Genomic DNA, 24,804 nt, shown 5'->3' on the forward strand with positions numbered 1-24,804 from the left:
GGGGGGGCGCCCGGTGCCGTGGTCAGAGGGTCGCGATGACATCGTTGTATTCGGCCAGCTTCTGCCGGGTCTCCTCCGGCGTCAGGGCGAGGTGCTCGAGGATGGTGTACCGGTCCGGGCGGGTCCGCGGCGCGAACTCGATGACCCGCGCGAACTGGTCGGCGTCGAGGCCGACGTCGGACGGCGTACGCGGCAGCTGGTGCCGGGCCAGGCAGTCGGACATCTGCTTGAGCCGGCGCTCGTCGCCCCGCAGGAACGTGCAGAACAGCGCGCCCATGCCGGCCAGTTCGCCGTGTGAGGCGGTGTCGGGGTAGAGCGAGTCGATGGCGTGCATGATCTCGTGGCAGCCGCCGCTGGACGGCCGGCTGCTGCCGCACACCGCCATCGCCAGGCCGCTGGAGATCAGAGCCTCGGCGAGCACCGTGACGAACGCGTCGTCGGACATGTCGCCGGGCATCGTCAGGACCGCCTCGGCACCCATCCGGGCCAGCGAGGCGGCCAGGCCGTCGACCGGTTCGCCGCGGACCTGACGAGCCAGCTCCCAGTCGGCGAGGGCGCTGATGTTGCTGATCACGTCGCCGATGCCGGCCCGGTTGACCAGTTCCGGTCCGTGTTCGACGAAGTCCAGATCGACGATGACGCCGAACGGGATGTGCACCCCGTACGACCCCTTGATGCCGTCGTTGACCAGGCTGGCAACCGGGGAGGCGATGCCGTCGTTGGCGAGGCTCGTCGCGACCGAGACCATCGGCAGGCCCCAGCGGCTCGCCGCGTATTTCGCGGTGTCGACGGTCTTGCCGCCGCCGATGCCGACGACCGCGTCGAAGTGGCCGGAGCGCAGCTTGTTGGAGAGCTCCAGGGCGGCGTCGAGAGTGCCGCCGCCGGTGACGTAGATCTCCGCCGAGTTCAGCGAGGGGCGGAGCAGGTCGACGACCTTCTCGCCGAGGCCCGGCCCGACCACCACGGCGACCTCGCCGCCGGACGAGATGCGCCCGTCCGCGAGGATCTTGCCGAGGTCGGCGACCGCGCCCCGCCGCACCTCGATGTGCAGCGGGGTCTGGACGCTACGGGCTAGTAGCGGCATGCGATGTCCCGAGCCTTCGCCAGGTCCTCGTGGTTGTCGACCTCGACCCAGGAGACCTCGCCGATCTCCGCGGCCCGCACCTCGTTGCCACGGTCGGCGTAGAGCTGGAAGCCGTCCTCGTAGAACTGGTTCGGGTCCTTCTCGAAGGTCGCCTTGAGCGCGTCGGCCAGCTTGCCGGCCGCGGACGCCTCGATGATGTTGGCGCCGATGTACTCGCCGTAGGCCTCGGCCGGGTCCATCAGCTTCGTGATTTTGGTGAGCTGGCCATCTTCATTGAAGACGGTCTTCATCTCCTCGTCAGCAAGCTTCTTCACTGTGTCGACAGCGAGGAGGATGCTCGGCCCGCGCTTGGCGAGCAGGGTGTGCTCGACGCTGACCGGGTGGACGGTGTCGCCGTTCACCATGAGTGCGCCCTGGGCGAAGTGGTCCCGGGCCAGCCACAGGCTGTAGGCGTTGTTCCACTCCTCGGCCTTGTCGTTGTGAACCAGGGAGATCTTCACGCCGTACTTCTGCTCGAAGCCCTCGACGCGCTCCTCCACCGCGCCGGCGCAGTAGCCGACGACGATGGTCACCTCGGACAGGCCCGCGGCCGCGAGGTTGCGGAGCGAGATGTCCATGATCGTGGTTTCCCCGTCCACGGGGACCAGCGCCTTCGGGAGCGTGTCCGTGTACGGGCGCAGCCTGCGGCCGGCGCCGGCGGCGAGTACCAAACCGATCATGGGGGTGGTTCCTTCCAACGCGATGAGGGGTGCCCAGCGAGGATAACGGCATGTGTCCCATCCGTAGGACTCGCAAGGGGCACACAGAAAATGGTATAGACCCGGCTTCTAAGCTGTCGGGTATGACCGCTGAGCAGCTGATCTCCTTTGCCCGTGGCGCTCCGTCGCTGGACATCGTCGACGTCGAGGGCCTCAAGGCCGCCGCCACGCGCGCCTTCGACGCCGATCCCGCCGGGGTCACCGCGTATGGCACCTCCGTCGGATACCTCCCGCTGCGGAAGTGGATCGCCGACAAGCACAATGTCTCCCCCGACCAGGTCATCGTGACCAACGGTTCGCTCCAGGCCGACGCGTTCCTGTTCGGGCACCTGGTCAAGCCCGGTGACGACGTGGTCGTGGAGAAGCCGACCTACGACCGGACGCTGCTCAACCTGCAGAACCTCGGTGCCAAGGTGCACCAGGTCACCGTGCAGCCGGACGGCATCGACACCGACGAGCTGCGGGCGCTGCTCGAGTCCGGGGTGCGGCCGAAGCTGGCGCACATCATTCCGAACTACCAGAACCCGGCGGGTGTGACGCTCTCCGACGAGAAGCGGCGCGCGCTGCTGGCCCTGGCCGAGCAGTACGAGTTCGTCATCTTCGAGGACGACCCGTATGTCGACATCCGGTTCCGTGGCGACGCGCTGCCGTCGATGCTGTCGCTGGACACCAACAGCCTGGTCGTGCACGCCTCCAGCTTCACCAAGACGGTCTGCCCGGGCGTGCGTGTCGGTTACCTGGTCGGCCCGGCCGCGTTGATCGACGCGATCGCGAAGAAGGCGACGAACCTCTACATCTCTCCGGGCATGGTGTCCGAGGCGATCGTGCACCAGTTCTGTGTGTCCGGCGACATCGAGAAGTCGGTCCAGACGGTCAGTGCCGCGCTGGGCGAACGGGCTCGGGTGCTGGCCGAGTCGATCCGCAAGCACATCCCCGGCGCCACCTTCACCGAGCCGGACGGTGGCTACTTCCTCTGGGTCGACCTGCCGTCGGACGTCGACGTCGACAAGCTGTTCCCGGCCGCGATGAAGAAGGGGGTCGCGGTCGTCAAGGGCAGCGACTTCCTGCTGGAGGGCGGCAACAGCTCGCTGCGCCTCGCCTACTCCGCGGTCACCGTCGACCAGATCGACGAGGGTGTGCGGCGGCTGGCCGAGGCGATCGAAGAGGTACGGGGCTGACGTGTTCCGCGCCGGGTGGACTCATGTTCGCCCGGCGCGGGTACCCTCGGCTGGTTTGTCGTCGCACCGGGGGAGGTCGAGCATGACGGAGCGTTCGTGGACTCGTGGCCGGCCCCTGGGCAAGATGTGGGCCGACCGGATGCGGGGCCTGCTCAACAACGGTGACAATCCGGGCCAGGTCAGTTTCGACGGCCAGACCCCGTCCTCGGTGGTGGACTGTGGCGTCTACCTCGACGGCAAGCGCCTGCCCGGCGAGTTCAGCCCGGATCAGGCGCTCGCCGAGGCCGGCCGGCAGGACGGCGCCTTCGTCTGGCTGGGCCTGCACGAGCCGGCGGAGCTGGAGATGAAGGCGATCGCCCAGGTCTACGGTCTGCACGAGCTGGCCGTGGAGGACGCGGTCAAGGCCGAGCAGCGCCCCAAACTGGAGCAGTTCGGTGACGTGCACTTCCTGGTGCTGCGCACGGCACGGTACGTACCGCACCAGGAGCTGACCGAGAGCTCACAGGTGGTCGAGACCGGTCAGATGATGATCTTCATCGGTGAGCGGTTCGTCATCACGGTCCGGCACGGTGACGCCTCCGAGATGGCCCCGGTCCGCGCCGACCTGGAGAAACAGCGGGCCGCGCTGCTGCAGCAGGGTCCGTGGGCGGTCGCCTACGCGGTGACCGACCGGGTGGTCGACCACTATCTCGAGGTGGCCGACGATTTCGAGGCCGACCTCGACCTCATCGAGGAGGGCGTGTTCTCCCGGGACCGCATCGCCCCGATACAGCAGGTCTACCAGCTCAAACGAGAGCTCGTGGAGTTCCGCCGGGCGGTCGTCCCGCTGCAGCGGCCACTCGCGTCGATCACGTCGAGCCAGGGCGTGGTGCCCAAGGAGATCCGGCGGTACTTCCGGGACGTGCAGGACCACCTGACGCGTACGGTCGAGCAGGTCTCCTCCTACGACGACCTGCTCAACTCGATCCTGCAGGCCCGGCTGGCGCAGGTGACCGTCGACCAGAACAACGACATGCGCAAGATCGCGTCCTGGGCCGCCATCGCCACCGTGTGGACCGCGTTCGCCGGCGTCTACGGCATGAACTTCGACTACATGCCGGAAACCGACTGGAAGTACGGATACCCGGCCTTGATCGCGCTGTTGTCGCTGGTCACGGTCGTGCTCTACCGTGCGTTGCGCCGCAACGGGTGGTTGTGACCCCCCACGGGATCGAGAACGGCCGCTAGAGTGCCGTGGTGCCGTCGCGTCAGGATGAGCTGCACTCGTATCAGTACTCGGTGCAGCGTGTGGTCGCGGCGCTGGTCTCGCACGACCCGGATCCACACCGGTCACCGCTGCGCCGGGCCGGCGTCACCGCGCTCGTCGGCCTGCTCGTCGCCGCGCTGACGGTCGGTGGCTTCGCGGTCTACGGGCTCTTCACCGGTCACAGCATGGCCGAGGCGAACGACACGACAGCGGTGCTGGTCGAGAAGAACAGCGGAGCGCGGTACGTCTACCTGAAGTCCGACGGCAAGCTGCACCCGGTGCTGAACTACACGTCCGGCCTGCTGCTGATCGACGGGGACACGCCGTCGCTGAAGACGGTGCCGGCCGACAAGCTGGCCAGGATCCCGCTCGGCGCGACGCTCGGCATCCCGGACGCGCCGGACGCGCTGCCGGCCGCGGTGAACCTGCTCGGCGGGGCCTGGTCGGTGTGCACCGACACGGTCGCTGGACGGCCGCGCAGCACGCTGGTGGTCGGTACCGCGATGTCCGGCGGCAGCGCGCAGGCCGGTGGACTGCTGGTGCGGGACGCGTCCGGGCGTACCCATCTGGTCATCGCGGGTAAGCGGCACCTGCTACCCGCCGCCCGCGTCGACGCGATCGAGCGTGCCCTCGGGTGGTACGGCACACGTCCCTGGCTCGTCTCGACCGCCTGGGCCGACGCGGTGCCGGCCGGTCCGGATCTGGCCGCGCCGGTGATCCCGGCCGGGCGGAAGAGCTCGGTGATCGCCGGCCGCAAGGTCGGTCAGGTGCTGACCGGTGACGGGAAGACGTTCGCCGTGGTGCTGGCCGACGGCATCGCCGCGCTCACCGAGATGCAGGCGAGACTGCTGGCAACCACGCCGATCAAGGTGGGTGCCGAGGTGTTCGTCAAGTTGCCGCCGTCGGACGTGCAGCTGGGCGGTGCGGCCGAGGGCCTGCCCGCCACGGTCCCCACGCTGGCCCAGGCGCCGGCGAGCGCCTGCGTCACCATGCCGGGTGACACGATCACGGTGAACGCCACGATCCCGGCCGGCACCGCCCCGGCCGGCAAGGCCCGGGTCGACCTGGTGCATGTGGCCCGCGGCAAGGGCGCCCTGGTGGAGGCGACCGCCTCACCGGACGCCCCGGAGGGCAGCGGCACGGTCAGCCTGATCACCGACGCGGGTCTGTACCACCCGTTGGCGAGCCGTGACCTGCTGAGCCGGTTCGGGTACGGGAGTGTCCGTCCCGCCCGGATCCCGGCGCAGCTGGTCGCGTACCTACCCGCCGGGCCGGCCCTGGATCCGGTGCGGGCCGGCCGGCGGTAGTCGCCACTTACCGGGGTTCCTGCTTGTTCTTGCTCTGCTCGGTGGCGGTGCCGTTCGCGCTACCGGTGTAGGCGGTCGGCTCCATCGGCTCGAACGCGGCGTCGTCGGCGCCGGAACGGGACGCCGGCTCGTACTCGTCCCACTGCGCCTCACGGCGGCGACGGGCGACATACGCGGCGCCGACACCGATGGCGGTGCCGATCAGCGCCCAGCCGGCGAGGCGGCCGGCCCGGCTCTTCTTGCGGCCCATCGCCTTCGCCGCCTTCTTCTGGAGCTTCTGGGCCTGCTTGCGCTCGGCCTTCAGCTCCTTGCGCGTCGCCTTGCGGGTCGTCTTGCCGGCCTGCCGGACGTTCTCCGACGCGGCGGTCAGTGCGGCGAGCGCACTGTCCCAGCTCTGCGAAGCGGCGTCCCGTGCCGCGCTGGCGGCCGGTTGGACCCGATCCCGTGCGGCATTGATCTTGGGTGCGACGGTCGCGCTGGTCTCGGTTGCCGCGATCGAGGCCGCGCGCTTGAAGTGGTCGACGCTCTGCCCGAGCTCATTGCGCATCCGCGCTTTCCGGCTCCGTCGGCGAATCGTTGCGAACACCAGTGCCCACCTCCTGTGGTTTCTCCCAGCCATGTTGCCTTCTCGGGTACCCCCGCGCGGCCGGATCCCCGACATGGGGGAGGATCCGAATTGCACGAGAACAGCCCATCACGATGACGGGAGTACCCGTGGCCGAGAACCTTTACGCCACCCTGCACACCAATCACGGTGTGATCCGCCTGCAGCTCTTCCCGGACCACGCTCCGGCGACCGTGCGCAACTTCGTCGAGCTCGCCGAGGGCACGAAGGACTACAAGGACCCCCGGACCAACCAGCCGGGCAGCGGGCCGTACTACGACGGCACCATCTCGCACCGGGTCATCGCCGGCTTCATGATCCAGCTGGGCGACCCGACCGGCACCGGCCGCGGCGGCCCGGGCTACCAGTTCGGCGACGAGTTCCACCCGGAGCTCTTCTTCGACCGGCCCTACCTGCTGGCCATGGCCAACGCCGGCCCGGGCACCAACGGCTCGCAGTTCTTCATCACGGTCGCGCCGACCCCGCACCTGAACCGTCGGCACACCATCTTCGGTCAGGTCGCGGACGACCAGTCGGCGAAGGTCGTCGACTCGATCGCCAACACCCCGACCGGCCCGGGCGACCGTCCCCGCGAGGACGTCGTCATCGAGCGAGTGGTGATCGAGCGCTCCTGAGCCTCGGGGTACCTTTGGTGCCATGAGTGAGGCTCCGTCGACGGCTCCGGCGTGCTATCGGCATCCGTCACGCGAGACTCTGCTCCGGTGCAGCCGGTGTGATCGTCCGATCTGCACCAGTTGCATGAATGACGCGGTCGTGGGCCATCACTGTCCCGAGTGCGTCAAGGAGGGCCGTCGCAGCCAGCGACCGGCGCGCACCGCCTTCGGCGGTAGCCGCGCCGGTCAGCTCGGCTACGTCACCACCTCGATCATCGTGATCAACTCGTTGGTGATGATCGTGTCGGCGATCCTGGGTGGTCCGCGCGCCATCGTCGGCGGCGGCACCTGGAACCTGTTCGGCAGCAGCACCCCGTTGACCGAGTGGGGTGCCGTTCTCGGTTACGCCTGGTATGACGAGGCGATCCACGGCGTCGCGGCCGGCGAGTGGTACCGGTTGTTCACCGCGATGTTCGTGCACTACGGCGTGGTGCACCTGCTGCTCAACATGATGCTCGTCGCGCAGGTCGGCCGTTATCTCGAGGTCCAGCTGGGCCCGCTCCGGTTCGCCGCGCTCTACCTGCTCGCCGGTCTCGGCGGCAACGTGGCGGCCTACGTCTTCCAGCCCGGCAACCAGATGTCCGCCGGCGCCTCCACTGCCACATTCGGCCTGATCATCGCCGTCATCGTGGTGAACCGGCGGCTGGTGCGCGACTCCGGGCCGATGATGTCGACCCTGATCATGAATGTGATCTTCACGTTCACCGTGCCGGGCATCTCGATCGCCGGTCACCTCGGTGGTCTCGTCACCGGTGGTCTGGCGACCGCGGCCCTGGTCTACCCGAAACTGCCACACCGGTCGGTCAAGCAACTCGTCGGCTGTGCCGTGCTTCTCGTGATGATCCTGGTGGCGGCCTGGATGCGGACGTCGGCGCTGCTCAACTGACCGGGCGCAGATCGGCCAGCGTCATCGCGACCTCGTGCGGGTCGGCGTTCAATTGCGGCTCACTCAGGACGTATATGGCTTCGCCGGTGTCGATCTCCAAAACGTCGCTGCGGCGGGCGCGCTCCACCCGTACCGCCTCGATTTGATCCCATGGAACATGCCGCCGCCGCCCGAACCCGGTGAGCACGGTGATGCCCGCGTCGTCCGCCGCGAGGCGGACCGGATGGAGCAGATCGCGCGCCGCCCAGACGATGATGCCGGTCGCGACGGCTCCCGCGAGCAGCCAGCGGGCCAGGTCGTCGCGGGCGAAGACGGCGACCAGGGCGGGCAGCGCGGCCGCCCCGATCAGCTTCGCGACCGGAAGCGCCGGTTTCACTCGCCATTGCATCGCATCACTATCGCAGAATGGCACCGACGACTTTCGCGGCGCCGCTGTAATCCGATATTCAGCGGCGACGCCCGCCTCTTCCTCGATTCATACTCCGTTAACACTGCATGGACGTGTTCTTGAGTACGTTCCACCCCGCGGCTGAGGCAGCCGCGGCCTTGCCGGCGGCGAACCGGCATCTGCCGATCTTCCGGAGCTGCGTCGACGCCGACGAACCCGCTCTCTTGGTGGCGCGTTGCGTGCGGCCCGGCGCCCCGCTCTCCGGTGACTGGCTCCTGCTGATGACCGCCCGCCGGCTGGTCGTCACCCAGGACACCCGGCCGCTGCACCGGCTGCGCCTGCACCTCAACGCGAACCTGCGCCACCTGAGCAACGTGACCTGGTGCCTCGATCTGTCCCGGCCGGGTATCGAGCTGTCGGTCACCGCGATCGACGGGGTGCGCGAACGGTTCCGGATGCGGCTGGGCGACTCGGACACCGTGTGGCGGGCCGAGTCGCTGCTGCGTGAGGCGTTCACCGCGAAGCCGGTCTGCGTCTAACCTCGCAGGAACGCCTCGATCGAGCGGCGCAGCCCGGCCGGGTCCAGGCCGTGAGCGCGGGCATGGTCGTGCCGGCTGCCGTACCGTCGCACCTCGGCGCGCCCGACGCCCAGATGCAGTGACCGGTGCGGCAGCCCGCTCAGCGTCTCGCTGACCAGGTGGGCCGAGGTTCCCTTGGCGTAGGGCTCGACGACCACGATCTCACCGGTACGCATGGCCGATCGCAGCCCGGCGGCGTCCAGCGGTCGTGGCGTGCCGGTGTAGGCCACCGTCACGTCCAGGTCACGGGTCGCCTCCAGCACCGGATCGAGCATCGGGCCGACGGCCACCACCAGCGGGCCGCCCTGCCGCAGTACATGCAGGCCGGCTCCGGGGTGGGAACGGCTGTTCTCCTGCGTGGAGAGGCGTACGTAGACCCGGTCGTCGTGCCGGGCCGCGTCGCGCAGGATCGCCGCCACCTCCTCCGGATGCCCCGGCACGTGCACGGTCCAGCCGTCGAGGGTGTCCAGCAGAGCCACGTCGCCCGTTGACTGGTGCGTGTAGCCCTCGGCCGCCGCGTCGTACGAAGCACCGATGCTGACCAGCACCGCACCCACGTCCTGGTGCGCGAAGTCGAGCTTGATCTGCTCGTAGGCCCGGTCGATCAGGAACGGCGCGTACGAGTGCAGGAACGGCCGCATCCCGGTGAGTGCCAGCCCGCCGCCCACCCCGGCCATCAACTGCTCGCGGATGCCCACGTTGAGGACCCGGTCCGGATGGCGCCGCTGCACGCCGTCGAACGAGCCGGCCGAGATGTCCGCGAGCACCAGCGCGGTCCGCGGGTCCTCGTCGAGGATGGCGGTGGTCGTGGCGATGAAGGTGTCTCTCACAGCGCCGCCACCACCAGACGCGGCCGGTCCTCGACGATGCGCAGGGACCGCTCGATCTCGTCGCGGTCACGCCCGTTCACCACGGAGACACCCCAGTTCGGGAACCGTGCCGGGATTCCGCCCGGCCAGCCGTGCGTCGAGCTGCGGTTGTCGATGACGATCGCGGTGAGCGGCAGCCGGATCGCGGCCGCGTAGGCGATCGCCTCGTGGTTCGATCCCTCGTCCAGTTCCGCGTCGCCGAGCAGCACGAACGTCCGGGTGTCGAGGTAGCCCTGGGCCCGCAGGCCGAGCGCGGTTCCGACGGCCAGGCCCAGTCCGTGGCCGAGTGATCCGGTGCCGATCTCGACACCGGGGATCAGCACCCGGTCCGGGTGGTGGCCGAGCGGGCTGTCCCAGCCGCCCATGTCGTCGAGCCACTCCTCGGGGAAGAAGCCTTTTGCGGCGAGGACCGCGTAGTAGGCGGCCGGCCCGTGGCCCTTGGAGAGGAGGAACCGGTCACGGCCCGGATCGTCGGCCGTCTCCGGAGTGATACGTAACACTCGGTCGTAGAGAACCCACAGGACATCCAGCGTGGAGTGGGCGCTGGGGGAGTGTTTGACATCCGCGGTGACTCGGCTCAGCAGCTTCATGAGTCTAGGCTGCAACTTGAAGTTCACTTCAACTCAAGGGAGTCTCATGGAGACGCTGACCATCGGCGAACTCTCCGCCCGCAGCGGCGTCGCGCCGTCGGCCCTGCGCTTCTACGAGCGCGAGGGGCTCATTCACGCGTCACGCACCAGCGGCAACCAGCGACGGTACGACCGGGCCGAGCTGCGCCGGGTGTCGTTCATCAAGATCGCCCAGCAGGTCGGGGTGTCCCTGGACGAGGTCCGCGAGGCCCTCGACTCGCTGCCGGAGAACCGCACCCCGACCAAGGCCGACTGGTCCCGGCTCTCCGCACGCTGGCGTTACCGGCTGCAGGAGCGGATCACCGTTCTCGAACGGCTCCGCGACGAGCTCAGCGGCTGCATCGGGTGCGGCTGCCTCTCCCTCCAGCGGTGCAAGCTGGCCAACCCGGGCGACCGTCTCGCCGCGGGCGGCACCGGCCCGCAGCGCATCCTGAACCCGACGATCTCCTAGACGAATCTGAAGAACCGACCGGTGGTCGTCAGCTCCCGCGGCCGTCCGGCGCGGCTGCCCGGGCCGCAGCCACGTTGCGCTCGTCGGACTCGATGAGCGTCGCACGGACCCGCCCGGCGTCGGCCCGTCGTGACAGCACGCCGAGCACGTCATGCCCCTGACCGGCGCACATGCTGACGACCCTGAGCGACGGCTCGGGCCGTTCGTCGAGCCATCGTGCGACAAGGTCCTGAACCACCCGCAGCCGCCGGGCCAGGGCGGATCCCGGGTCCGCGTAGTCCCGGCGCCGTGATCGATATGATGGCGGTCGATTCATCTACGGGGGAGGAATCCGCGTGTCAAAGCGCATTGGCATCACTGCGCTCGTTTTCACATCACTGCTGCTCGCGCCTACGGCGGCCCACGCCGCGGTGGCTGACGGGCTCTCGCTCGAGCTCTACGACGTGACCGCCGGCATCGGCACCGCCGGCAAGAACTCGACAGTCGTCCTGGTGAACACCGGCGACGAGCCGGTCACCTTTCCTTCGCTGACGCTGACGGCCGACGTCGGTGACCTGCGCGGCAAGGCGGTCCTCTCCGGCGGGCCCCGATGCGGCGCCGAAGGGCCGACCTTGACCTGCGATTTTCCGGCCCTGACCGTTCGTGCCCACGGTTACGAGCCGCTGGACAACCTCATCGTGCGGCCGATCGAGGGCGCGCGGGCCGGTGACACCGGCGCGGTGACGGTCACCGTCGGCGAGCTGACCGGCACGTTCGACGTGGCCCTGGCAGACCTGGTCGGTCTCGCCGCCGAGCCCGAGGTCGGCACCTCCGGCGCGCCGGGCTCGACCGCCACGTTCGCGCCGGGCGTGACCAACACCGGCGACAAACCGGTCCAGGGCGTGGTGTTCAACGCGGGCGCCGGATCGCTGAACGTCGAGTTCGAGCACCGGTTCAGCAACTGTCTGTATGCGCCGGGCGAGTTCTACTGCACCATCGATGACGTGCTGGAGCCCGGCAAGACGTACGTCCCCTCCGAGGGTGTGCCGCTGAAGATCCTTCCGAGCGCCCCAGCGCCGATGCGGACCACGAGCGGGTCTCAGTACCAGACCGCGACCGACGCCGTGAAATGGGTGGAGGAGTTCAAGGTCCGAAACCCGGAGTACATCGCCGGCACGGGCGGCCCGCTGCGACTGGTCGAGAAACCCGCGACGGCGAGGCTGGCCGGCGGCGCTCAGACCGATCCCGAGTGGTCCGACGACTACACCACCGTCAACGTCGACGTCACCGGTGAGAACCTGCCGGATGAGGCCGCAGTTGGAGCGTCGGCGCGCGGCCGGGTCGGCAAGGTCGTCGACGTGCGGGTCGGTCTGCGCAACCGGGGCCCGGCCCGCATCGACACGGCGCGTATGGACGTCCTCGTCAGCTACCCGTCGGTGGAGGTGGCGATCCCGTCCGGGGCGACTGTCGTGTCCTACGATGATCAGCTGTGCCGCCCGTCGAACGGGGCGTATCACTGCCAGTTCGGGGACCTGGAGGCCGGCCAGAAGTCGACCGCGCTGTTCCAGCTCAGCATCGACACCGCGGGGACGTCGACCGGCTCGGTCACGGTCACGACGGCCGACTACTGGGGTGTCCCGGGTCCGGACCGCAACCGTGACAACAACACCGCCACCATCACGGTGACCGGTCGCCCCTGATCAACGAACGGGCCACCTCCCTGTCGAGAGAGGTGGCCCGTTTCCGTGTTCGCTGCCATGGTCGGCCCGATCCTGGTCGCCGAGAAGGCGCTGATCGAGCGGACCGCACCCGCGATCATCGAGGCGGAACTCTCCGCCAAGGTCGCGGGCAAAGCGTCTGAGAAGGCCGCTCTCGCCGCCGCCAACGCCGACCCTTCCGGCCGGGACACGTTGATCGCCGAAGCGACTGCCGCAGCGATGAACGCCGAAGCGATCACCGTTCCGGTGAAGCCGCAGTTGGTTGCCGACGACGTCACCAGCGAAACGGCCCAATCGATCCTCGCCGAGCAGGGCGGCCGGTTGGCCGTCCTGTCCCCGGAGGGCGGCATCTTCGCCACCATCGCGGGCCGGTACTCCGGTACCCCGAACCTGGAGGTGTTCCTCAAAGGACACGCCGGAGACATGATGCGCGTCGACCGGCTCTCCCGCGACGGTGGCCACGTCGACAAACCCGCGTTGACGATGGGACTCGCGGTCCAACCGGAGATCCTTCGCGACATCGCGGGCATGCCCGGCTTCCGGGGACTCGGCCTGCTGGCCCGGATCCTGTTCTCCGTGCCGGAGAACACGGTCGGGTTCCGCAAGATCGGGGCCGACCCGATCCCCACCGAGACCGCCGCCCGCTATCACGCCAACCTTCACGCCCTGGTCCTCACCCTCGCCGAATGGACCGATCCGGCCGTGCTGGTTCTCACCCCGGACGCCAACGACGCCGTTCTCAACATCGAACGGCAGGTAGAGCCACGGCTCGCCCCGGGCGGTGCATGGTCACACGTTGTGGATTGGGGGTCGAAGTACACCGGCGTGGTTGTGCGGATCGCCGGACTGATCCACCTCGCCGAGCACCTGCGCGACCGGTGGGGAAAGCCGGTCGACGTCGACACCATCCGGCGGGCCGCCCTGATCGGCGAGTATTACGCCGCTCACGCCCTGGGCGCGTTCGACGACATGGGTGCCGACGGGGCCACCCGCAACGCCCGAACGATCCTGGCGTGGATCGAGCGCACCGACACCCGGGCGTTCACCAAACGCGAGGTGTTCCGCGCGCTCAAGTCGTCACAGCTCCCTGCGGCTGGTGACTTCGACGCCCCGCTGTCGGTGCTTGAAGCTCACGGCTACGTCCGGTCCCTCGACCCGCCCGCCCCGAAGCGGGCCGGGGGCCGGCCGCCGTCGCCGAGCTTCCTGGTCAATCCCGAGGTTCACCGACCGGCCGCGACCGTGCATCCGCTCACCGCGCGCCGGGCCTCGTAACCCCTCTGCCAGAACTGCCACAACCGCCACAACCCCCACCGCCGAGAGGTTCTGGCAGTTGTGGCAGTTCTGGCACGGCACCTTGGCCCGCACCGCCCACGGCCGACACGCGACCGCGAGAGCCGGACAGCGGCATCGGCGCATCCCTCAATGCCTGGACGCGTAGATCTCGGCTCAACGTGGCTCTCAGGCCGCTTTAGAAGCTTTTGTGTTGCTTCGCGTAGCTGCATTTCACCCCTTGCCGCTGAGCGTCCACATCGGTCGCTGAGTGGGCTGCTCAACACCTCGTCAGGGAGGCCGGAACCCGTGGCCAGCGAATTTCTGACCCTCGACGAATTCCTAGCCCAGATGGCGGTTCCCCGATCGACGTTCTTCCGCTGGAAGGCCATCGGTCAGGCACCGCGCCACTACAAGATGCCCAACCGCCAGATCCGCATCCGCCGCACCGAATTCGAGTCCTGGCTGTCCGCCCGAGAGGAACCGCAAGCAGCATGAAGATCAGCTTTGACGTGAGAGTCTGGAACATTCAGGAACACAAGGGATCGGATCGCAAGACCGGCAAACCGCGGAGCACATACCGCGTTCGATGGACGGTGGCCGGCAAGGTCTTCGGCGACCGTTTCCAGACGAAGGCACACGCGGAGAGCTTCCGCGCAAAGCTGATGAGCAATCAGCGTGAAGGTGTGGGGTTCGACGAGGCCAGCGGACTGCCAGAACCGATGGCGCGCGAACTCAACTCTCGATCGTGGTACGACCACGCGGTCGCGTTCGTCGACATGAAGTGGCCTCGCGCGGCAGCGAAGCAGCGCATGAGTATCGCTGAGGCGCTGGCGAACGTCACGCTTGCCTTGCTTCGAACGGACCGCGGTGCGCCCCCGGACAAGGAAATTCGTCGAGTCCTATATGTCTACTCCTTCAACAAGACTCGACGGGATGCCGGGCCGCCGCCGAACGACCTCGCCCCCACGGTCGGGTGGCTCACCGCCAACACGATCAGCCTGAACGACATGAAGGACGCTGCTGTGGTTCGCAAGGCTCTCGACGTGCTGTCGCTTCGGCTGGACGGAAAGCGGGCTGCGGCAAACACTATCGCTCGGAAACGGGCCGTCTTCTACGGCGCGCTTCGGTATGCCGTCGAGTTGCGCCTACTGGAGGTGCATCCGATGGACAACGTCCAGTGGATCACGCCGAAGTCCGATGATGAGGTGGACCGCCGTTCGGTGGTCAATCCAGGGCAGGCGCTTTCTCTGATCGCCGTAGTGGCGGACCGGCATCCGCACCTAGTGGCGTTCTTCGCTCTGCTCTATTACGCGGCGCTTCGACCGGCTGAAGCGGTGCACCTCCGCATCGAGGACTGCGAGCTACCCGAGGAAGGATGGGGCATGCTCCGCCTTTCCGGATCGACTCAGCACGTCGGGCAGGGATGGGGCGACGACAGCGAAGCGATCCGAGAGGACCGTGAGCTTAAACACCGGGCGAAAACCGCTGTCCGCCCGGTGCCCGCACCGCCGCCGCTGGTTCGCGCGCTTCGATGGCACATCGCCGCCTTCGGGCACGCTCCGGACGGCCGTCTGTTCGTCACCCAGGGGTACGGCCATGGCCCGGTGTCAAGGGAGACGTACTCCCGGGTGTGGCGAGCGGCGCGACGCATCGCGTTGTCACCGGCGCAGCAGAAGACGCCGTTGGCGAAACGGCCGTATGACCTCCGACACGCAGCAGTCTCGTTCTGGCTCAACGAGGGAGTACCCGCTACCCAGGTCGCCGAGTGGGCCGGACACAGCGTGCACGTCTTGCTGAAGGTGTACGCCAAGTGCATCGAGGGCCAAGACGAAGCCGCCCGCCGGCGCATTGAAGCGGCGTTGAACAGGGAGGATTGGCCCGCCGCGTGAGGTGGAAGCGCCTGGATCGTGGTCGCACTCCGATCGGATCGAACGGCCAGGTCGGTTCTGTCCAGCGTGAAGAGCAACGCATCGGGGCTCGGGCGGCGCGAACGGTGCCGGTCGTATGGCTGGTGTGTCGCAGTGAGACTGCGGGCACTACGCGTGGTGAGATGGACCGGTAACTATGGAAGGCGTCATATCGAGGGTCACCCCTCGATCCTCCGTGCGGGCATGGCTATATGGGCCGTAGTCAATGCAACTCCGCCCGATAAGAGGAAGGTTTGTCCATGCCAAAGCAAACCCCCGGTTCCACTCGCCGCAAGGGCCGCCTGTTGGGCTTGACACTCGCTGGGACCGTTGCCGTCGTGGTGGCCGGTGTGGTGGTGACGACATCAGCCCAGGCTGGAGCGGAATCCGCACCGGCTAGCGGAGGCGATGCCGCATATGAATCCGTTCCGTCCGCGGTTGCGGAGCCGGCGGCGACGGCGACGGGCGCGCCTGGTCCCCTTACCGCCGAGCAGGTTGCGGCGGTAAGGGCCGAGACTATTGCGCGGGCCGAGGCGGAGCCTCCGGCCGACGTGCCGGTGCCGATCGTTAAAGAGTGAAGCCCTGCCTAAGGCGCTAAGAAGGTGAGTCTGGCCTGGCGGTTGTCCTGTGGACTGAATCGCCAGTCCGGTTTCCTTGCTAGGCCAATCCGCAAGGTTCCGAGGCAGTTCGATCCGTGGCTGGCCGGAGGGGCGGCGCTTCGCCCCTTCGGCCATGCCTTCTGGTGGGGAGCTCTGCGGCGACCGGGCGACTGTAATGCCAGTATCACACTCGGTGATATCGATGGACCTTAGTGGTGGCCCACCGAAGACTGTGGACATGAAACTGCAAGATCTCCTGGTAAGGGGCTTGTCAACCGTCACCGTGGCGATGATTGCGATCGCCAGTGGTGTTACCTCGGCCCAGGCTCAACCGCAGCCCTCGCCCACCGACAGCGCGAACGTGGCGTACGTATCCCCTCCTCTCGGGGGAGCGTCGACCGGACCGTCGTCACTGCCCTTGTCCACCTCGACGGCGACAGGATCGCCGCGTTCAGGTGTGCGCACGCTCGATACCACATCTGACATCTCGCCCGAGACGATCGCCCGGGTCAGGGCTGCGCCTATTGCGCAGGCCGAGTCTCAGCCCCCGGCTGAAGTGCCCGGGGTCGGGCAGCAGGCGGTGGGCGCGCAGGCGGCAGCAGCGGCGGCGGAATACCCGGCTTATGCGAACGTCTCCCGCGAGTCCAGCACGCCGGCGCCGTCGCGTGCGACTTTCCGCGGGGTGGACACGTGGCGCCTTCCGGGCGAGACCTACCTGTTCGCCGATCTTCCGAACTTGCCCGACAACTACGTCAGCATCGGCAAGTGCGTCCTGGTCATGCAGGATGACGGCAACCTCGTGCTCTACGACACCGGCGGCGCATACAACCCGAGCGCTGCCCGCTGGTCTTCGGGTACCTATGGCAACGCCCACGCCTACGCCAGGTTCCAGTCCGACGGCAACTTCGTCCTCTACGACAACTACAACCGGCCGCTGCGTAACCGGCTCCCGTCGAACACGTACGGCAGTGGTTTCAACCTCCATGTTCAAGCTGACTGCAATGTGGTCGTCTACGCCCCCGTCTGGCTCGCCAAGTGGGCGACTAATACCAGCTTCTGACTCGTCTCGTCTGAGACCACAGCCGAGACTCGACTTCACTGAAAGCTGGCCTAACCGGCCCTGGGAGACGAGGGGCAGTCACCGTCGCGTCAGCGGGCAAGCGACTGCATAGGGCGTGGTCATTAGCGTTAGTGCCGTCAGATACCGGTGTTCTTCTACTCCGGCGGCCGTGGGGCTGAGGTACCCGTGGCCGGAGTGACAGATGCCCTGATCGGGACCGTTGGTTCTGGCCAGGGCATCTGTCTGGAGGGCGGTCGGCAGGCGGGTCCGCTGGCGGCCTGGAAGTCCAGCACGATTCCGCTAGTCAGTCCAGACGAGTTATGTGAGCTGTGTCACCTTTCAATCTCATTGCGACGCAGCAGGGGTGTCTGCCGACCCAACTCGCCGATTGGCCGCACGCGGGTACACGTCTCGTTAAGGATGTTCGCGGAGGTTCATCGAGGGTAGGGCCAAGCGGCCTGCCGTCGCATCGAAGAGACGTTGAGCAGGCAGGACTGGCCCGCTGCGTGACCTGACGCTATCCGACTTCGTGGTCGCACTATGGTCGCGATGAGCGAGATCAAGCGGTCCGGAGTGAGATCGAGTGAGACTCAGCGTCTCACGCAGAGAACCCCGCCTGCCTGCATTCGTGCAGGTGGGCGGGGGTTTTTGCTGCTCAAGATCGAGCGGAGGATGTGGGATTCGAACCCACGAAGAGTTTCCCCTTACCGGTTTTCAAGACCGGCGCCATCGGCCACTAGGCGAATCCTCCCGTAGTGCCGCTCCAGTCTGCCATCCGCGCTTGGATCGTGTCGTACCGGTGGGGCAGAGTCGGCCGTATGCACGCGATCGTGATCGAGGACAAGCAGTTGATCTGGGCCGAGGTTCCGGACCCGGAGGCGGCCGAGGGCGAGGTCGTGGTCGACGTCACGGCGTCGGCGGTCAACCGGGCGGACGTCCTGCAGCGGCAGGGCTTCTACCCACCGCCTCCGGGCGCGCCCGTCTATCCGGGGCTGGAGTGCTCCGGTGTGATCAGCGCGGTCGGGCCGGGCGTGACCGGGCACCACGTGGGTGAGCGGGTGTGCGCGCTGCTCGCCGGCGGTGGCTATGCCGAGCGGGTGGTCGTTCCGGCGGGGCAGATCCTGCCGGTGCCGGCCGGGTTGTCGCTGGTCGAGGCGGCGTCGCTGCCCGAGGTGGCGTGCACGGTCTGGTCCAACGTGGTGGATCGCGATCGGCTGCGTCCGGGCGAGACGCTGCTGGTGCACGGCGGCGGCAGCGGGATCGGCACGTTCGCCGTGCAGCTGGGGGCGGCGATGGGTGCGACGGTCCTGGTCACCGCGAGGCAGGCGAAACACGAGAGGCTGCGCACGCTCGGCGCCGATCTGGCGATCGACTATCAAACCGATGATTTCGTACGGTCGGTGCTGAACCACACCGACGGAAGAGGCGCCGACGTCGTCCTGGACATCATCGGAGCGAAGTACCTGGCCCGCAACGTCGACGTGCTGGCGCCGGAGGGCCGGATCACCGTGATCGGCATGCAGGGTGGGCGTACCGCCGAGCTCGACCTGGGCAAGTTGATGGCCAAGCGTGGCCGGGTGTCGTCGACGTCGCTGCGCGCACGTCCGGCGGCGGACAAGGCACGGATCGTGGCGGGTGTCCGTGACCAGGTGTGGCCGCTGGTGGCGGCCGGCCTGGTGAAGCCGGTCGTGCACAGCACCTTCCCACTGTCGGAGGCGGCCGCGGCGCACGAGCTGATGGAGTCGGGCGACCACTTCGGGAAGATCCTGTTGCAACGTTGACGATGCTTCACTCTTTCGGGGGGATCGCGACGAAGTTATATGCCCGATAAGGTCGGATATGCGGCGAGTCGCGGCCGCATCCGGTCGCCCCGCTCCCAGCATGGACGGACAGCGTGTCCGACTTCCCGGACACGCATCGCATCCGACCGCTGGGGGACACAGTGACGTATGCACCACACCGTTCCGCGCCCGCCCGCGAAACGCGCCGGGCGCCCGCCCGCCGGGTCCTGTCGCACGAGGACGGCGCCGACACACAGCGCCGGCGCGCGAGGGCCTGGATCGCCGGTGGCATGGTGACCTCGGCGGCTCTCGTCGCGTTCGGGGTCTGGGCGGTCGCCACCACCCCGGCCACCGTCGTCGTCACGGTCGCCGACCCGGGTGGGGCGGTGCCGGACGGTTTCGGCTTCGACGTCACCGGACTGCGCTGTGGAGTGCCGTCGATCGGCCCGGAGGGCCAGGAACAGAAGGCAGCCGGACAATTCTGCCTGCTCGACCTCAAGGTGACGAACAACGGCGGGGAGCCGGAACTGTTCGACAGTGGCGCGCAGCGTGTCCATGACACCAACGGGGTAGCCTACGCCGTCGCCGATGAGGCCGCGGAGTTTCTCAACGATGGCAGTCCGTCCCTGCTCTCCGAGGTCGAGCCGGGCGAGACCGTGAACGGCGTTCTGCCCTTCGACGTGCCCTCTGACGTGCAGCTTCGTGAGGCCATGCTCACCAGCGAGGTGTCCACTCCGGGCGTACGCGTGTTGCTGCCGGATCCCCGCTGAACACAGCGTTTATCGGTTCGTGATCGGGGATCAATTATGTGAATCACGCCCCGGCGGATTCGATGTTGTGTTGGCATGGTCCACGGAATAAGCACGGTTGTCCGGGTTCCCATTGCCCACCTTCGACGGCGGCATAAACGTGGCAGGCAGCATCGGTCACGTTCGGATGGGATTCGCGTGAGTGCCCCGGGCCTATTTCGGAGGCAACACTGCACGGTTCGTCCACCCGGCGGGTGCTGACAGCCGGCGCGTTAGCGCTGGCCGTCATCGCACCGGCCCCAGACCAGGCGGAGCACGGCACGGACGCGGTCAGCAAGCCGCTCCAGGCCCTGCCGGCCACACCGGAACTCGCGGACCACCCACTGGGCGCGGAGATCCAGAAGCGACAGCTCAGCGAGTCGGCGCCGGACATCGTGCGGGCCCCGTGGAACCGGATCCGCGAACTCCGGTTCGACGCCGGGCTCACGGCCTTGCCGGTGCGCGACGGGTTGGAGGCCCGCGCCGCGGCCGCCGCACGCGCCTCCCGCGCACTCCCGCGCCGGGCGGTGGCCGCGAGACCGGCGGTGCGGGTACGCGCCGCGGCCGCACCCGTCTCCCGCCGTCCCGCGGTCGCCCGCCGGGCCGCCCGGCCGGTGGAGCGCCCGGCCGCCCGGACCGCAGCCCGGCCCGTGGAGCGTCCGGCCGCCCGTGTCGCGGAGCGTCCGGTCGCCCGGCCCCAGGCGGCGCGACCGGTCCGCAATCGCGTCTACGTCCAGCAGCGGCGGGTCACGATGTCGAACCGCGGTGTCGTCCGCGGGAGCACCCGGAACACCGCGGTGCGCCGGGTGGCCCCAGCCGGCGGCTCACGGGACATGCGAGCGGTCATCGCCTACGCCAAGGCGCAGGTCGGCAAGCGGTACGTTCGCGGCGGTGAGGGGACTAGCGGCTTCGACTGCTCCGGGCTCACCAAACGGGCGTACGCCAAGGCCGGTCTCAGCCTGCCGCACTCGTCCGGCGCACAGGCCCGGCGGGCCAGGTCGGTGTCGCGGTCTCAGGCGCGGCCGGGTGACCTGGTGGTCGGCCGCGGCCACGTGGGCATCTACATGGGCGACGGGATGATGATCGACGCGGGGAACAGCCGTACCGGCGTGGTCTACCGCAAGGTCTACCGAGGGCTGTCCGTCTCCCGGCTCAACTGAAACGGGCCCGGACAGCAGTCAGCACCCGCCAAGACCTGACGGGTGCCGACTCGCTGACCGCCGCGTCTGCAACGCGACGACCGATCGCAACCAGGCGCGGGGATCTCGGCCGCACACACCCGGTCGGATGTCTGACAAAAGGATTACCGAGGATGGGTCAACCCATGCGCACCACCTGTGCGTTTACCCGTTCGAGTGACCACGCACGGCAATGGGGACGAAAGGCGCTCGACACGTCGAACGGTTAGTCTCTGCCCATCGTGGGAAAACCGGATCAGTTTCAGTGACCACGCCGCCGGAGGCCCATCATGAGTCTTGACCGCGCCACGGCGCCCGACCCCTACGATGTCCTGCCACCGGTCCCGTCCTTCACGGTGACCAGCACAGACATGACGGACGGGCAGCCCCTCGACGAGCTCCACGTGCACACCAGCGTCGGCGGGAAGAACCTGTCGCCGCAGCTCTCCTGGTCCGGTTTCCCGGCCGAGACCCGTGGCTTCGTGGTCACCTGCTTCGACCCGGACGCGCCGACGGGCAGCGGCTTCTGGCACTGGGTGCTGGTCAACCTGCCGGTCTCGGTGACGTCACTGGAGCGCGGGGTCGACCCGTTGCCGGAGGGTGCGTTCTGCGTGCGCAGCGACTACGGCGACCGTGCCTACGGCGGTTCGGCGCCGCCGCCCGGCGACCGTCCCCACCGCTACGTCTTCGCGGTCCACGCGATCGACGTCGACCGGCTCGAGGTGACGCCGGACGCCTCGCCCGCCTACGTCGGGTTCAACCTGGCGTTCCACACCCTGGCCCGGGCCACGATCCGCCCGACCTTCCAGGTCCGCGGCTGACGCACACGGATAAGGCCGCCGGCGTGAAGCCGGCGGCCTGGATTGCGTCGCCTGATCAGCGGGGTGAGCGGGCCACGCAGAAGACCGACTGGCCGAACGGCGGCCGGACGAGGCGCTCCGCGGCCTTGGTCACCGGCAGCACCACGCTGTCGTAGACCTTCACCATCGGCCCCTCTTTCGGGGCCAGCTTGAAGATGCTGGTGGCGGTGTAGTAACCGAGCAGACCCAGCGCATTGGCGTAGTGGATCGTCTCGATCTCGAGACCGGCCTCGGTGAAGGCGGCGCCGAGCGTCTTCTTGGTGTAGCGGCGGATGTGCCCGGTGGCGATGTCGACCTGGCTCATCGCGAACATGAACGCCGGCACGATGATGATCACCTTGCCGCCGGGGCGGACCAGTTCCTTCATGCTGCGCAGCGCACCCACGTGGTCCTCGATGTGCTCGAGCACGTTGTAGGAGACGGCGGCGCTGTACTCCCCCGCGGGGTTCTCGACCGGAAGCAGCATCTGCTTCACATCGATGTTCGAGAACTCGGCCATCCGCTCCTTGAGGAGCACGAGACGGTCGGGGTCGGCCTCCGTCGCGGTGAACTTCGGCAGGTGCTCGGCCCACTCGATCGCGTAGTCACCGAGACCGCTACCGATCTCGATGGGGTTGTCCCCCAGGTGCGGGAGAGCGAGCTCGACGAACCACCGGCGGTGGTTCACCGCGGTGGCGAGGCCTTCGAGCACTTCGGACTGGATCCGCTGGTCTCCAGTGATGTCTGCCATAGGTGAGGTTCCCTCATCTTGCCGATCTGAGTGACAGCGGGACCGCTGAAGTTAACCATCTGACGCGCCTATCCGAAAGTTGAGCGCTGGTCACCGCCGATTTTTTGGCCTGATTGAGACATAGGTGGGGCGGGTACTCGGGCGGGTTACCCCGCAGGGAGTTCACAGGTTGGCTACCGGCTTGGACACGCGGAAAACACGCGTACATATCGGCTCTATCACGCCTGGGGCGCACACCGCTGCCTTCTCGTAAACCTCGGTTAGGCTCGCCGATGCTATGACGATTACGGGTTTTGACTCGACAGGCCAGTCGACCGGCGAGAACGTTCTGCCGCCGAGCCAAGTGACCGCCGACGACGACCTGGACGCGGAGCTGATAGCCCTCGGGTCAAGTGTCAGGGTGGCCGCGCCGGTCATTGCGGCGCCCACCATCGAGACCGTCGAAGAGCAGGTCGGACGCCCTTCCTGGCGTCGGTGGCTCACCTGGCGGGACGTTGCTGCGCTCGCAAGTCTCCTTGCCGTGGCGCTCTACCTGACCGCGCCTATGTGGCTCAATCTTGATCATGAACTGCGCGATGATCCGCAGGATCAAGCTTTCTTCGAGTGGATGCTGGCGCACGGTGCACGCGTGCTCACCGATGGCGTCTATCCGTTCTTCTCGGACCGCATGAATTACCCCGACGGGGTGAACATGATGGCCAACACCTCGGTCTTGGCCGTTTCCTTGCCACTGACGCCCATCACTCTTCTGTTCGGTCCACATGTGGCGTTCAACGTATTTCTCACAGGCGCATTGGCATTTACCGGGGCGTCGTGGTATCTGGTGCTCTCGCGCCGGTTCGTCACATCCCGGGCGGCGGCCTGGGTGGGTGCGCTCTTCTGCACCTTCGCGCCGAGCATGGTCTCGCACGCCGGCGGGCACCCGAACATCGTCTCGCAGTTCCTCGTCCCGCTGATCATCTGGCGCACCCTGGAACTCCGGGTCCGCGGCCGGGCGTTGCGCAACGGGCTGATCCTCGCCGGCCTGCTCGTCTGGCAGGCGTTCATCAACCTCGAGATCCTCTTCATGACCGCCGTCGGCCTCGGCTTCTTCTGCCTGGTCATGGCGATCGTCCGGCGCCGCACCCACCGGGGCGAGGTGCTGCCGTTCCTGCGCGCGCTCGGCGTGACCGCGGCCGCCACCCTGGCCGTTCTCGCCTACCCGCTGACCGTCCAGTTCTTCGGCCCGCAGAGCTACCAGGGCCTCTCCGAGTACGTCCGGGCGTTCGGCGCCGACCTCGCGTCGTTCGCCGCCTACTCCCGGCACTCGGTGGCCGGTGACGCCGCGATCGCGAGCCGGCTCACGCAGAACCCGGCGGAGGAGAACGCCTTCTTCGGCTGGGGCCTGATCGTCCTCTTCGCCGGCCTGATGATCTGGCTGCGCCGGTCCGCGGCGGTACTGACCCTCGGCGGTATCGCGCTGCTCTTCGCGGCCATGTCGCTGGGCCCCAACGTCGTGCTCAACGGTGTCGACACCGGCTTCCCCGGCATCTGGGCCGTGCTGCACAGCATCCCGGTGCTCGACTCGGCGGTGCCCACCCGCTGGGCGATGGCGATCGCCCCGATCGTCGGCATCGTGCTGGCGCTCGGCTGCCAGCGCGCCGCCGACATGATCCGCAGCCAGCCGGCGTCCCGTGGCCCGGTCCGGGTCGCGATGATCACCGCGATCGCGATGGCGCTGGTGCCGCTGATCCCGAAGCCGCTGGCCACGGTCCCGATGGACCCGGTGCCCACGTTCGTCACCTCCGGCGCCTGGCGGGCGTATGTCGACGACGCGCACACCCTGGTCGCCCTGCCGCTGCCGGACAGCGCCTACCCCGACCCGCTCCGATGGACCGCCGAGACCGGCCAGGACCTGCGGATCGCCGGGGCGTACGCGCTGCTGCCGGCCCAGAACCCGCAGGACCCGAAGGACCGGACCGCGATGTTCGCGCCGCCGTGGCGTCCGACGAGCGGGCTGATCGCCTCGATCAAGCTGGGCAACCCGATCCCGGAGATCAACGACACCCGCCGTGAGATGGCGCTGGCCGACCTGCGCTTCTGGAAGGCGGCGGTGGTGGTGCTGACCCCGCAGACCCGCGACATCGAGATGCTCCGCACGATGTCCGAGCTGCTCGGTTTCCGCCCCACGTGGACCGGCGGCGCCTGGGTCTGGGATGTCCGCCACCTTGTCGACGACCCGGAGGCGGTCCTCACCGGCGGCGAACCCTACTGATCCGGCCGCCCGAACACGGGCGGCCG

24 protein-coding genes, 1 tRNA gene and 1 pseudogene are annotated in these 24,804 nt (G+C 68.2%); 17 read left to right on the top strand and 9 right to left on the bottom strand.

Translation table 11 applies throughout. The features are described from left to right. Nucleotides 1-22: 22 nt before the first annotated feature. Together ACFO0C_RS18200 and ACFO0C_RS18205 are read right to left on the bottom strand one after the other, a co-directional pair. Nucleotides 23-1,084, bottom strand: coding sequence for an iron-containing alcohol dehydrogenase family protein (locus ACFO0C_RS18200; RefSeq protein ID WP_378067846.1), 1,062 nt, complete (start codon nucleotides 1,082-1,084; stop codon nucleotides 23-25). Next, a complete protein-coding gene (locus ACFO0C_RS18205) occupies nucleotides 1,072-1,803 on the bottom strand; it encodes a phosphocholine cytidylyltransferase family protein (RefSeq protein ID WP_378067847.1) in 732 nt (243 codons plus the stop codon). Before ACFO0C_RS18205 ends, ACFO0C_RS18200 begins: the two co-directional genes overlap by 13 nt. A gap of 122 nt (nucleotides 1,804-1,925) precedes the next feature. Between ACFO0C_RS18205 and ACFO0C_RS18210 the strand changes: the two genes are divergently transcribed. The 3 genes from ACFO0C_RS18210 (at nucleotide 1,926) to eccB (ending at nucleotide 5,573) form a co-directional block, all read left to right on the top strand. After that, nucleotides 1,926-3,020, top strand: a complete 1,095-nt coding sequence (locus ACFO0C_RS18210; RefSeq protein ID WP_378067848.1) for an aminotransferase-like domain-containing protein — start codon at nucleotides 1,926-1,928, stop codon at nucleotides 3,018-3,020. Nucleotides 3,021-3,102: 82 nt separating this feature from the next. Then, nucleotides 3,103-4,218 (top strand): magnesium and cobalt transport protein CorA, encoded by a 1,116-nt coding sequence (locus ACFO0C_RS18215; RefSeq protein ID WP_378067849.1) that lies wholly within the window; start codon nucleotides 3,103-3,105, stop codon nucleotides 4,216-4,218. Nucleotides 4,219-4,256: 38 nt separating this feature from the next. Then, nucleotides 4,257-5,573, top strand: coding sequence for a type VII secretion protein EccB (gene eccB / locus ACFO0C_RS18220; protein WP_378067850.1), 1,317 nt, complete (start codon nucleotides 4,257-4,259; stop codon nucleotides 5,571-5,573). Nucleotides 5,574-5,580: 7 nt separating this feature from the next. Here eccB and ACFO0C_RS18225 read toward each other — a convergent pair whose 3' ends face one another. Next, nucleotides 5,581-6,120, bottom strand: coding sequence for a hypothetical protein (locus ACFO0C_RS18225; RefSeq protein WP_378067851.1), 540 nt, complete (start codon nucleotides 6,118-6,120; stop codon nucleotides 5,581-5,583). Between the two features lie 167 nt (nucleotides 6,121-6,287). On the opposite strand from ACFO0C_RS18225, the gene ACFO0C_RS18230 reads away from it, so the two are divergent. Further along, nucleotides 6,288-6,812, top strand: a complete 525-nt coding sequence (locus ACFO0C_RS18230; protein WP_378067852.1) for a peptidylprolyl isomerase — start codon at nucleotides 6,288-6,290, stop codon at nucleotides 6,810-6,812. A gap of 22 nt (nucleotides 6,813-6,834) precedes the next feature. Further along, complete coding sequence (locus tag ACFO0C_RS18235; RefSeq protein WP_378067853.1) at nucleotides 6,835-7,737, top strand: rhomboid family intramembrane serine protease; 903 nt, start codon at nucleotides 6,835-6,837, stop codon at nucleotides 7,735-7,737. On the opposite strand, the gene ACFO0C_RS18240 is transcribed toward ACFO0C_RS18235, so the two are convergent. Beyond that, nucleotides 7,730-8,125: a PH domain-containing protein gene (locus tag ACFO0C_RS18240; protein ID WP_378067854.1), complete on the bottom strand. Its 396-nt coding sequence runs from the start codon at nucleotides 8,123-8,125 to the stop codon at nucleotides 7,730-7,732. The two genes, ACFO0C_RS18235 and ACFO0C_RS18240, sit on opposite strands and share 8 nt — an antisense overlap. 113 nt (nucleotides 8,126-8,238) lie before the next feature. Here ACFO0C_RS18240 and ACFO0C_RS18245 point away from each other — a divergent pair, with 113 nt between their 5' ends. After that, nucleotides 8,239-8,664, top strand: a complete 426-nt coding sequence (locus ACFO0C_RS18245; protein WP_378067855.1) for a hypothetical protein — start codon at nucleotides 8,239-8,241, stop codon at nucleotides 8,662-8,664. Here the strand turns inward: ACFO0C_RS18245 and ACFO0C_RS18250 are convergent. Next, on the bottom strand, nucleotides 8,661-9,533 hold the full coding sequence (locus ACFO0C_RS18250) for a transketolase family protein (protein WP_378067856.1): 873 nt from the start codon (nucleotides 9,531-9,533) through the stop codon (nucleotides 8,661-8,663). The two genes, ACFO0C_RS18245 and ACFO0C_RS18250, sit on opposite strands and share 4 nt — an antisense overlap. Then, nucleotides 9,530-10,162, bottom strand: coding sequence for a transketolase (locus ACFO0C_RS18255; RefSeq protein ID WP_378067857.1), 633 nt, complete (start codon nucleotides 10,160-10,162; stop codon nucleotides 9,530-9,532). The genes ACFO0C_RS18250 and ACFO0C_RS18255 overlap by 4 nt, the downstream gene beginning before the upstream one ends. 46 nt (nucleotides 10,163-10,208) lie before the next feature. Here ACFO0C_RS18255 and soxR point away from each other — a divergent pair, with 46 nt between their 5' ends. Beyond that, the gene (gene soxR / locus ACFO0C_RS18260) at nucleotides 10,209-10,652 is read left to right on the top strand and encodes a redox-sensitive transcriptional activator SoxR (RefSeq protein WP_378067858.1); all 444 of its coding nucleotides are present in this window, start codon (nucleotides 10,209-10,211) and stop codon (nucleotides 10,650-10,652) included. 28 nt (nucleotides 10,653-10,680) lie between these two features. Here the strand turns inward: soxR and ACFO0C_RS18265 are convergent, their stop codons facing one another. Beyond that, the gene (locus ACFO0C_RS18265; RefSeq protein ID WP_378067859.1) at nucleotides 10,681-10,824 is read right to left on the bottom strand and encodes a hypothetical protein; all 144 of its coding nucleotides are present in this window, start codon (nucleotides 10,822-10,824) and stop codon (nucleotides 10,681-10,683) included. A gap of 163 nt (nucleotides 10,825-10,987) precedes the next feature. Between ACFO0C_RS18265 and ACFO0C_RS18270 the strand changes: the two genes are divergently transcribed. The 5 genes and pseudogenes from ACFO0C_RS18270 to ACFO0C_RS18290 all read left to right on the top strand — a co-directional run bounded on the left by ACFO0C_RS18270 (nucleotide 10,988) and on the right by ACFO0C_RS18290 (nucleotide 17,187). After that, complete coding sequence (locus ACFO0C_RS18270) at nucleotides 10,988-12,331, top strand: hypothetical protein (RefSeq protein WP_378067860.1); 1,344 nt, start codon at nucleotides 10,988-10,990, stop codon at nucleotides 12,329-12,331. 42 nt (nucleotides 12,332-12,373) lie between these two features. Further along, nucleotides 12,374-13,621: pseudogene (locus ACFO0C_RS18275) on the top strand (YfjI family protein); the annotation flags it as partial. Nucleotides 13,622-13,927: 306 nt separating this feature from the next. Then, complete coding sequence (locus tag ACFO0C_RS18280; RefSeq protein ID WP_208469128.1) at nucleotides 13,928-14,116, top strand: helix-turn-helix transcriptional regulator; 189 nt, start codon at nucleotides 13,928-13,930, stop codon at nucleotides 14,114-14,116. Beyond that, nucleotides 14,113-15,510 (top strand): tyrosine-type recombinase/integrase, encoded by a 1,398-nt coding sequence (locus ACFO0C_RS18285; protein WP_378067861.1) that lies wholly within the window; start codon nucleotides 14,113-14,115, stop codon nucleotides 15,508-15,510. The genes ACFO0C_RS18280 and ACFO0C_RS18285 overlap by 4 nt, the downstream gene beginning before the upstream one ends. 855 nt (nucleotides 15,511-16,365) lie before the next feature. After that, nucleotides 16,366-17,187 (top strand): hypothetical protein, encoded by an 822-nt coding sequence (locus tag ACFO0C_RS18290; protein WP_378067862.1) that lies wholly within the window; start codon nucleotides 16,366-16,368, stop codon nucleotides 17,185-17,187. Between the two features lie 666 nt (nucleotides 17,188-17,853). Here ACFO0C_RS18290 and ACFO0C_RS18295 read toward each other — a convergent pair. After that, nucleotides 17,854-17,938, bottom strand: a tRNA-Ser gene (locus ACFO0C_RS18295). 67 nt (nucleotides 17,939-18,005) lie between these two features. Between ACFO0C_RS18295 and ACFO0C_RS18300 the strand changes: the two genes are divergently transcribed. The 4 genes from ACFO0C_RS18300 (at nucleotide 18,006) to ACFO0C_RS18315 (ending at nucleotide 21,755) form a co-directional block, all read left to right on the top strand. After that, entirely contained in the window at nucleotides 18,006-18,968 is a 963-nt protein-coding gene (locus tag ACFO0C_RS18300) for an NAD(P)H-quinone oxidoreductase (protein ID WP_378067863.1), read from the top strand. Nucleotides 18,969-19,129: 161 nt separating this feature from the next. Continuing rightward, entirely contained in the window at nucleotides 19,130-19,738 is a 609-nt protein-coding gene (locus tag ACFO0C_RS18305) for a DUF4352 domain-containing protein (protein ID WP_378067864.1), read from the top strand. 233 nt (nucleotides 19,739-19,971) lie between these two features. Next, complete coding sequence (locus ACFO0C_RS18310; RefSeq protein WP_378067865.1) at nucleotides 19,972-20,916, top strand: C40 family peptidase; 945 nt, start codon at nucleotides 19,972-19,974, stop codon at nucleotides 20,914-20,916. Nucleotides 20,917-21,224: 308 nt separating this feature from the next. Continuing rightward, the gene (locus ACFO0C_RS18315; protein WP_378067866.1) at nucleotides 21,225-21,755 is read left to right on the top strand and encodes a YbhB/YbcL family Raf kinase inhibitor-like protein; all 531 of its coding nucleotides are present in this window, start codon (nucleotides 21,225-21,227) and stop codon (nucleotides 21,753-21,755) included. Nucleotides 21,756-21,810: 55 nt separating this feature from the next. Here the strand turns inward: ACFO0C_RS18315 and ACFO0C_RS18320 are convergent, their stop codons facing one another. Next, complete coding sequence (locus ACFO0C_RS18320) at nucleotides 21,811-22,524, bottom strand: class I SAM-dependent methyltransferase (protein WP_378067867.1); 714 nt, start codon at nucleotides 22,522-22,524, stop codon at nucleotides 21,811-21,813. A 373-nt stretch (nucleotides 22,525-22,897) separates the two neighbouring features. On the opposite strand from ACFO0C_RS18320, the gene ACFO0C_RS18325 reads away from it, so the two are divergent. Further along, nucleotides 22,898-24,778: a hypothetical protein gene (locus ACFO0C_RS18325; protein ID WP_378068501.1), complete on the top strand. Its 1,881-nt coding sequence runs from the start codon at nucleotides 22,898-22,900 to the stop codon at nucleotides 24,776-24,778. Nucleotides 24,779-24,804: the final 26 nt, after the last annotated feature.

Origin of the sequence: Actinoplanes subglobosus (genome assembly GCF_042650585.1) — a bacterium.
In the GTDB taxonomy this organism is placed as follows: Bacteria; Actinomycetota; Actinomycetes; order Mycobacteriales; family Micromonosporaceae; genus Actinoplanes; species Actinoplanes subglobosus.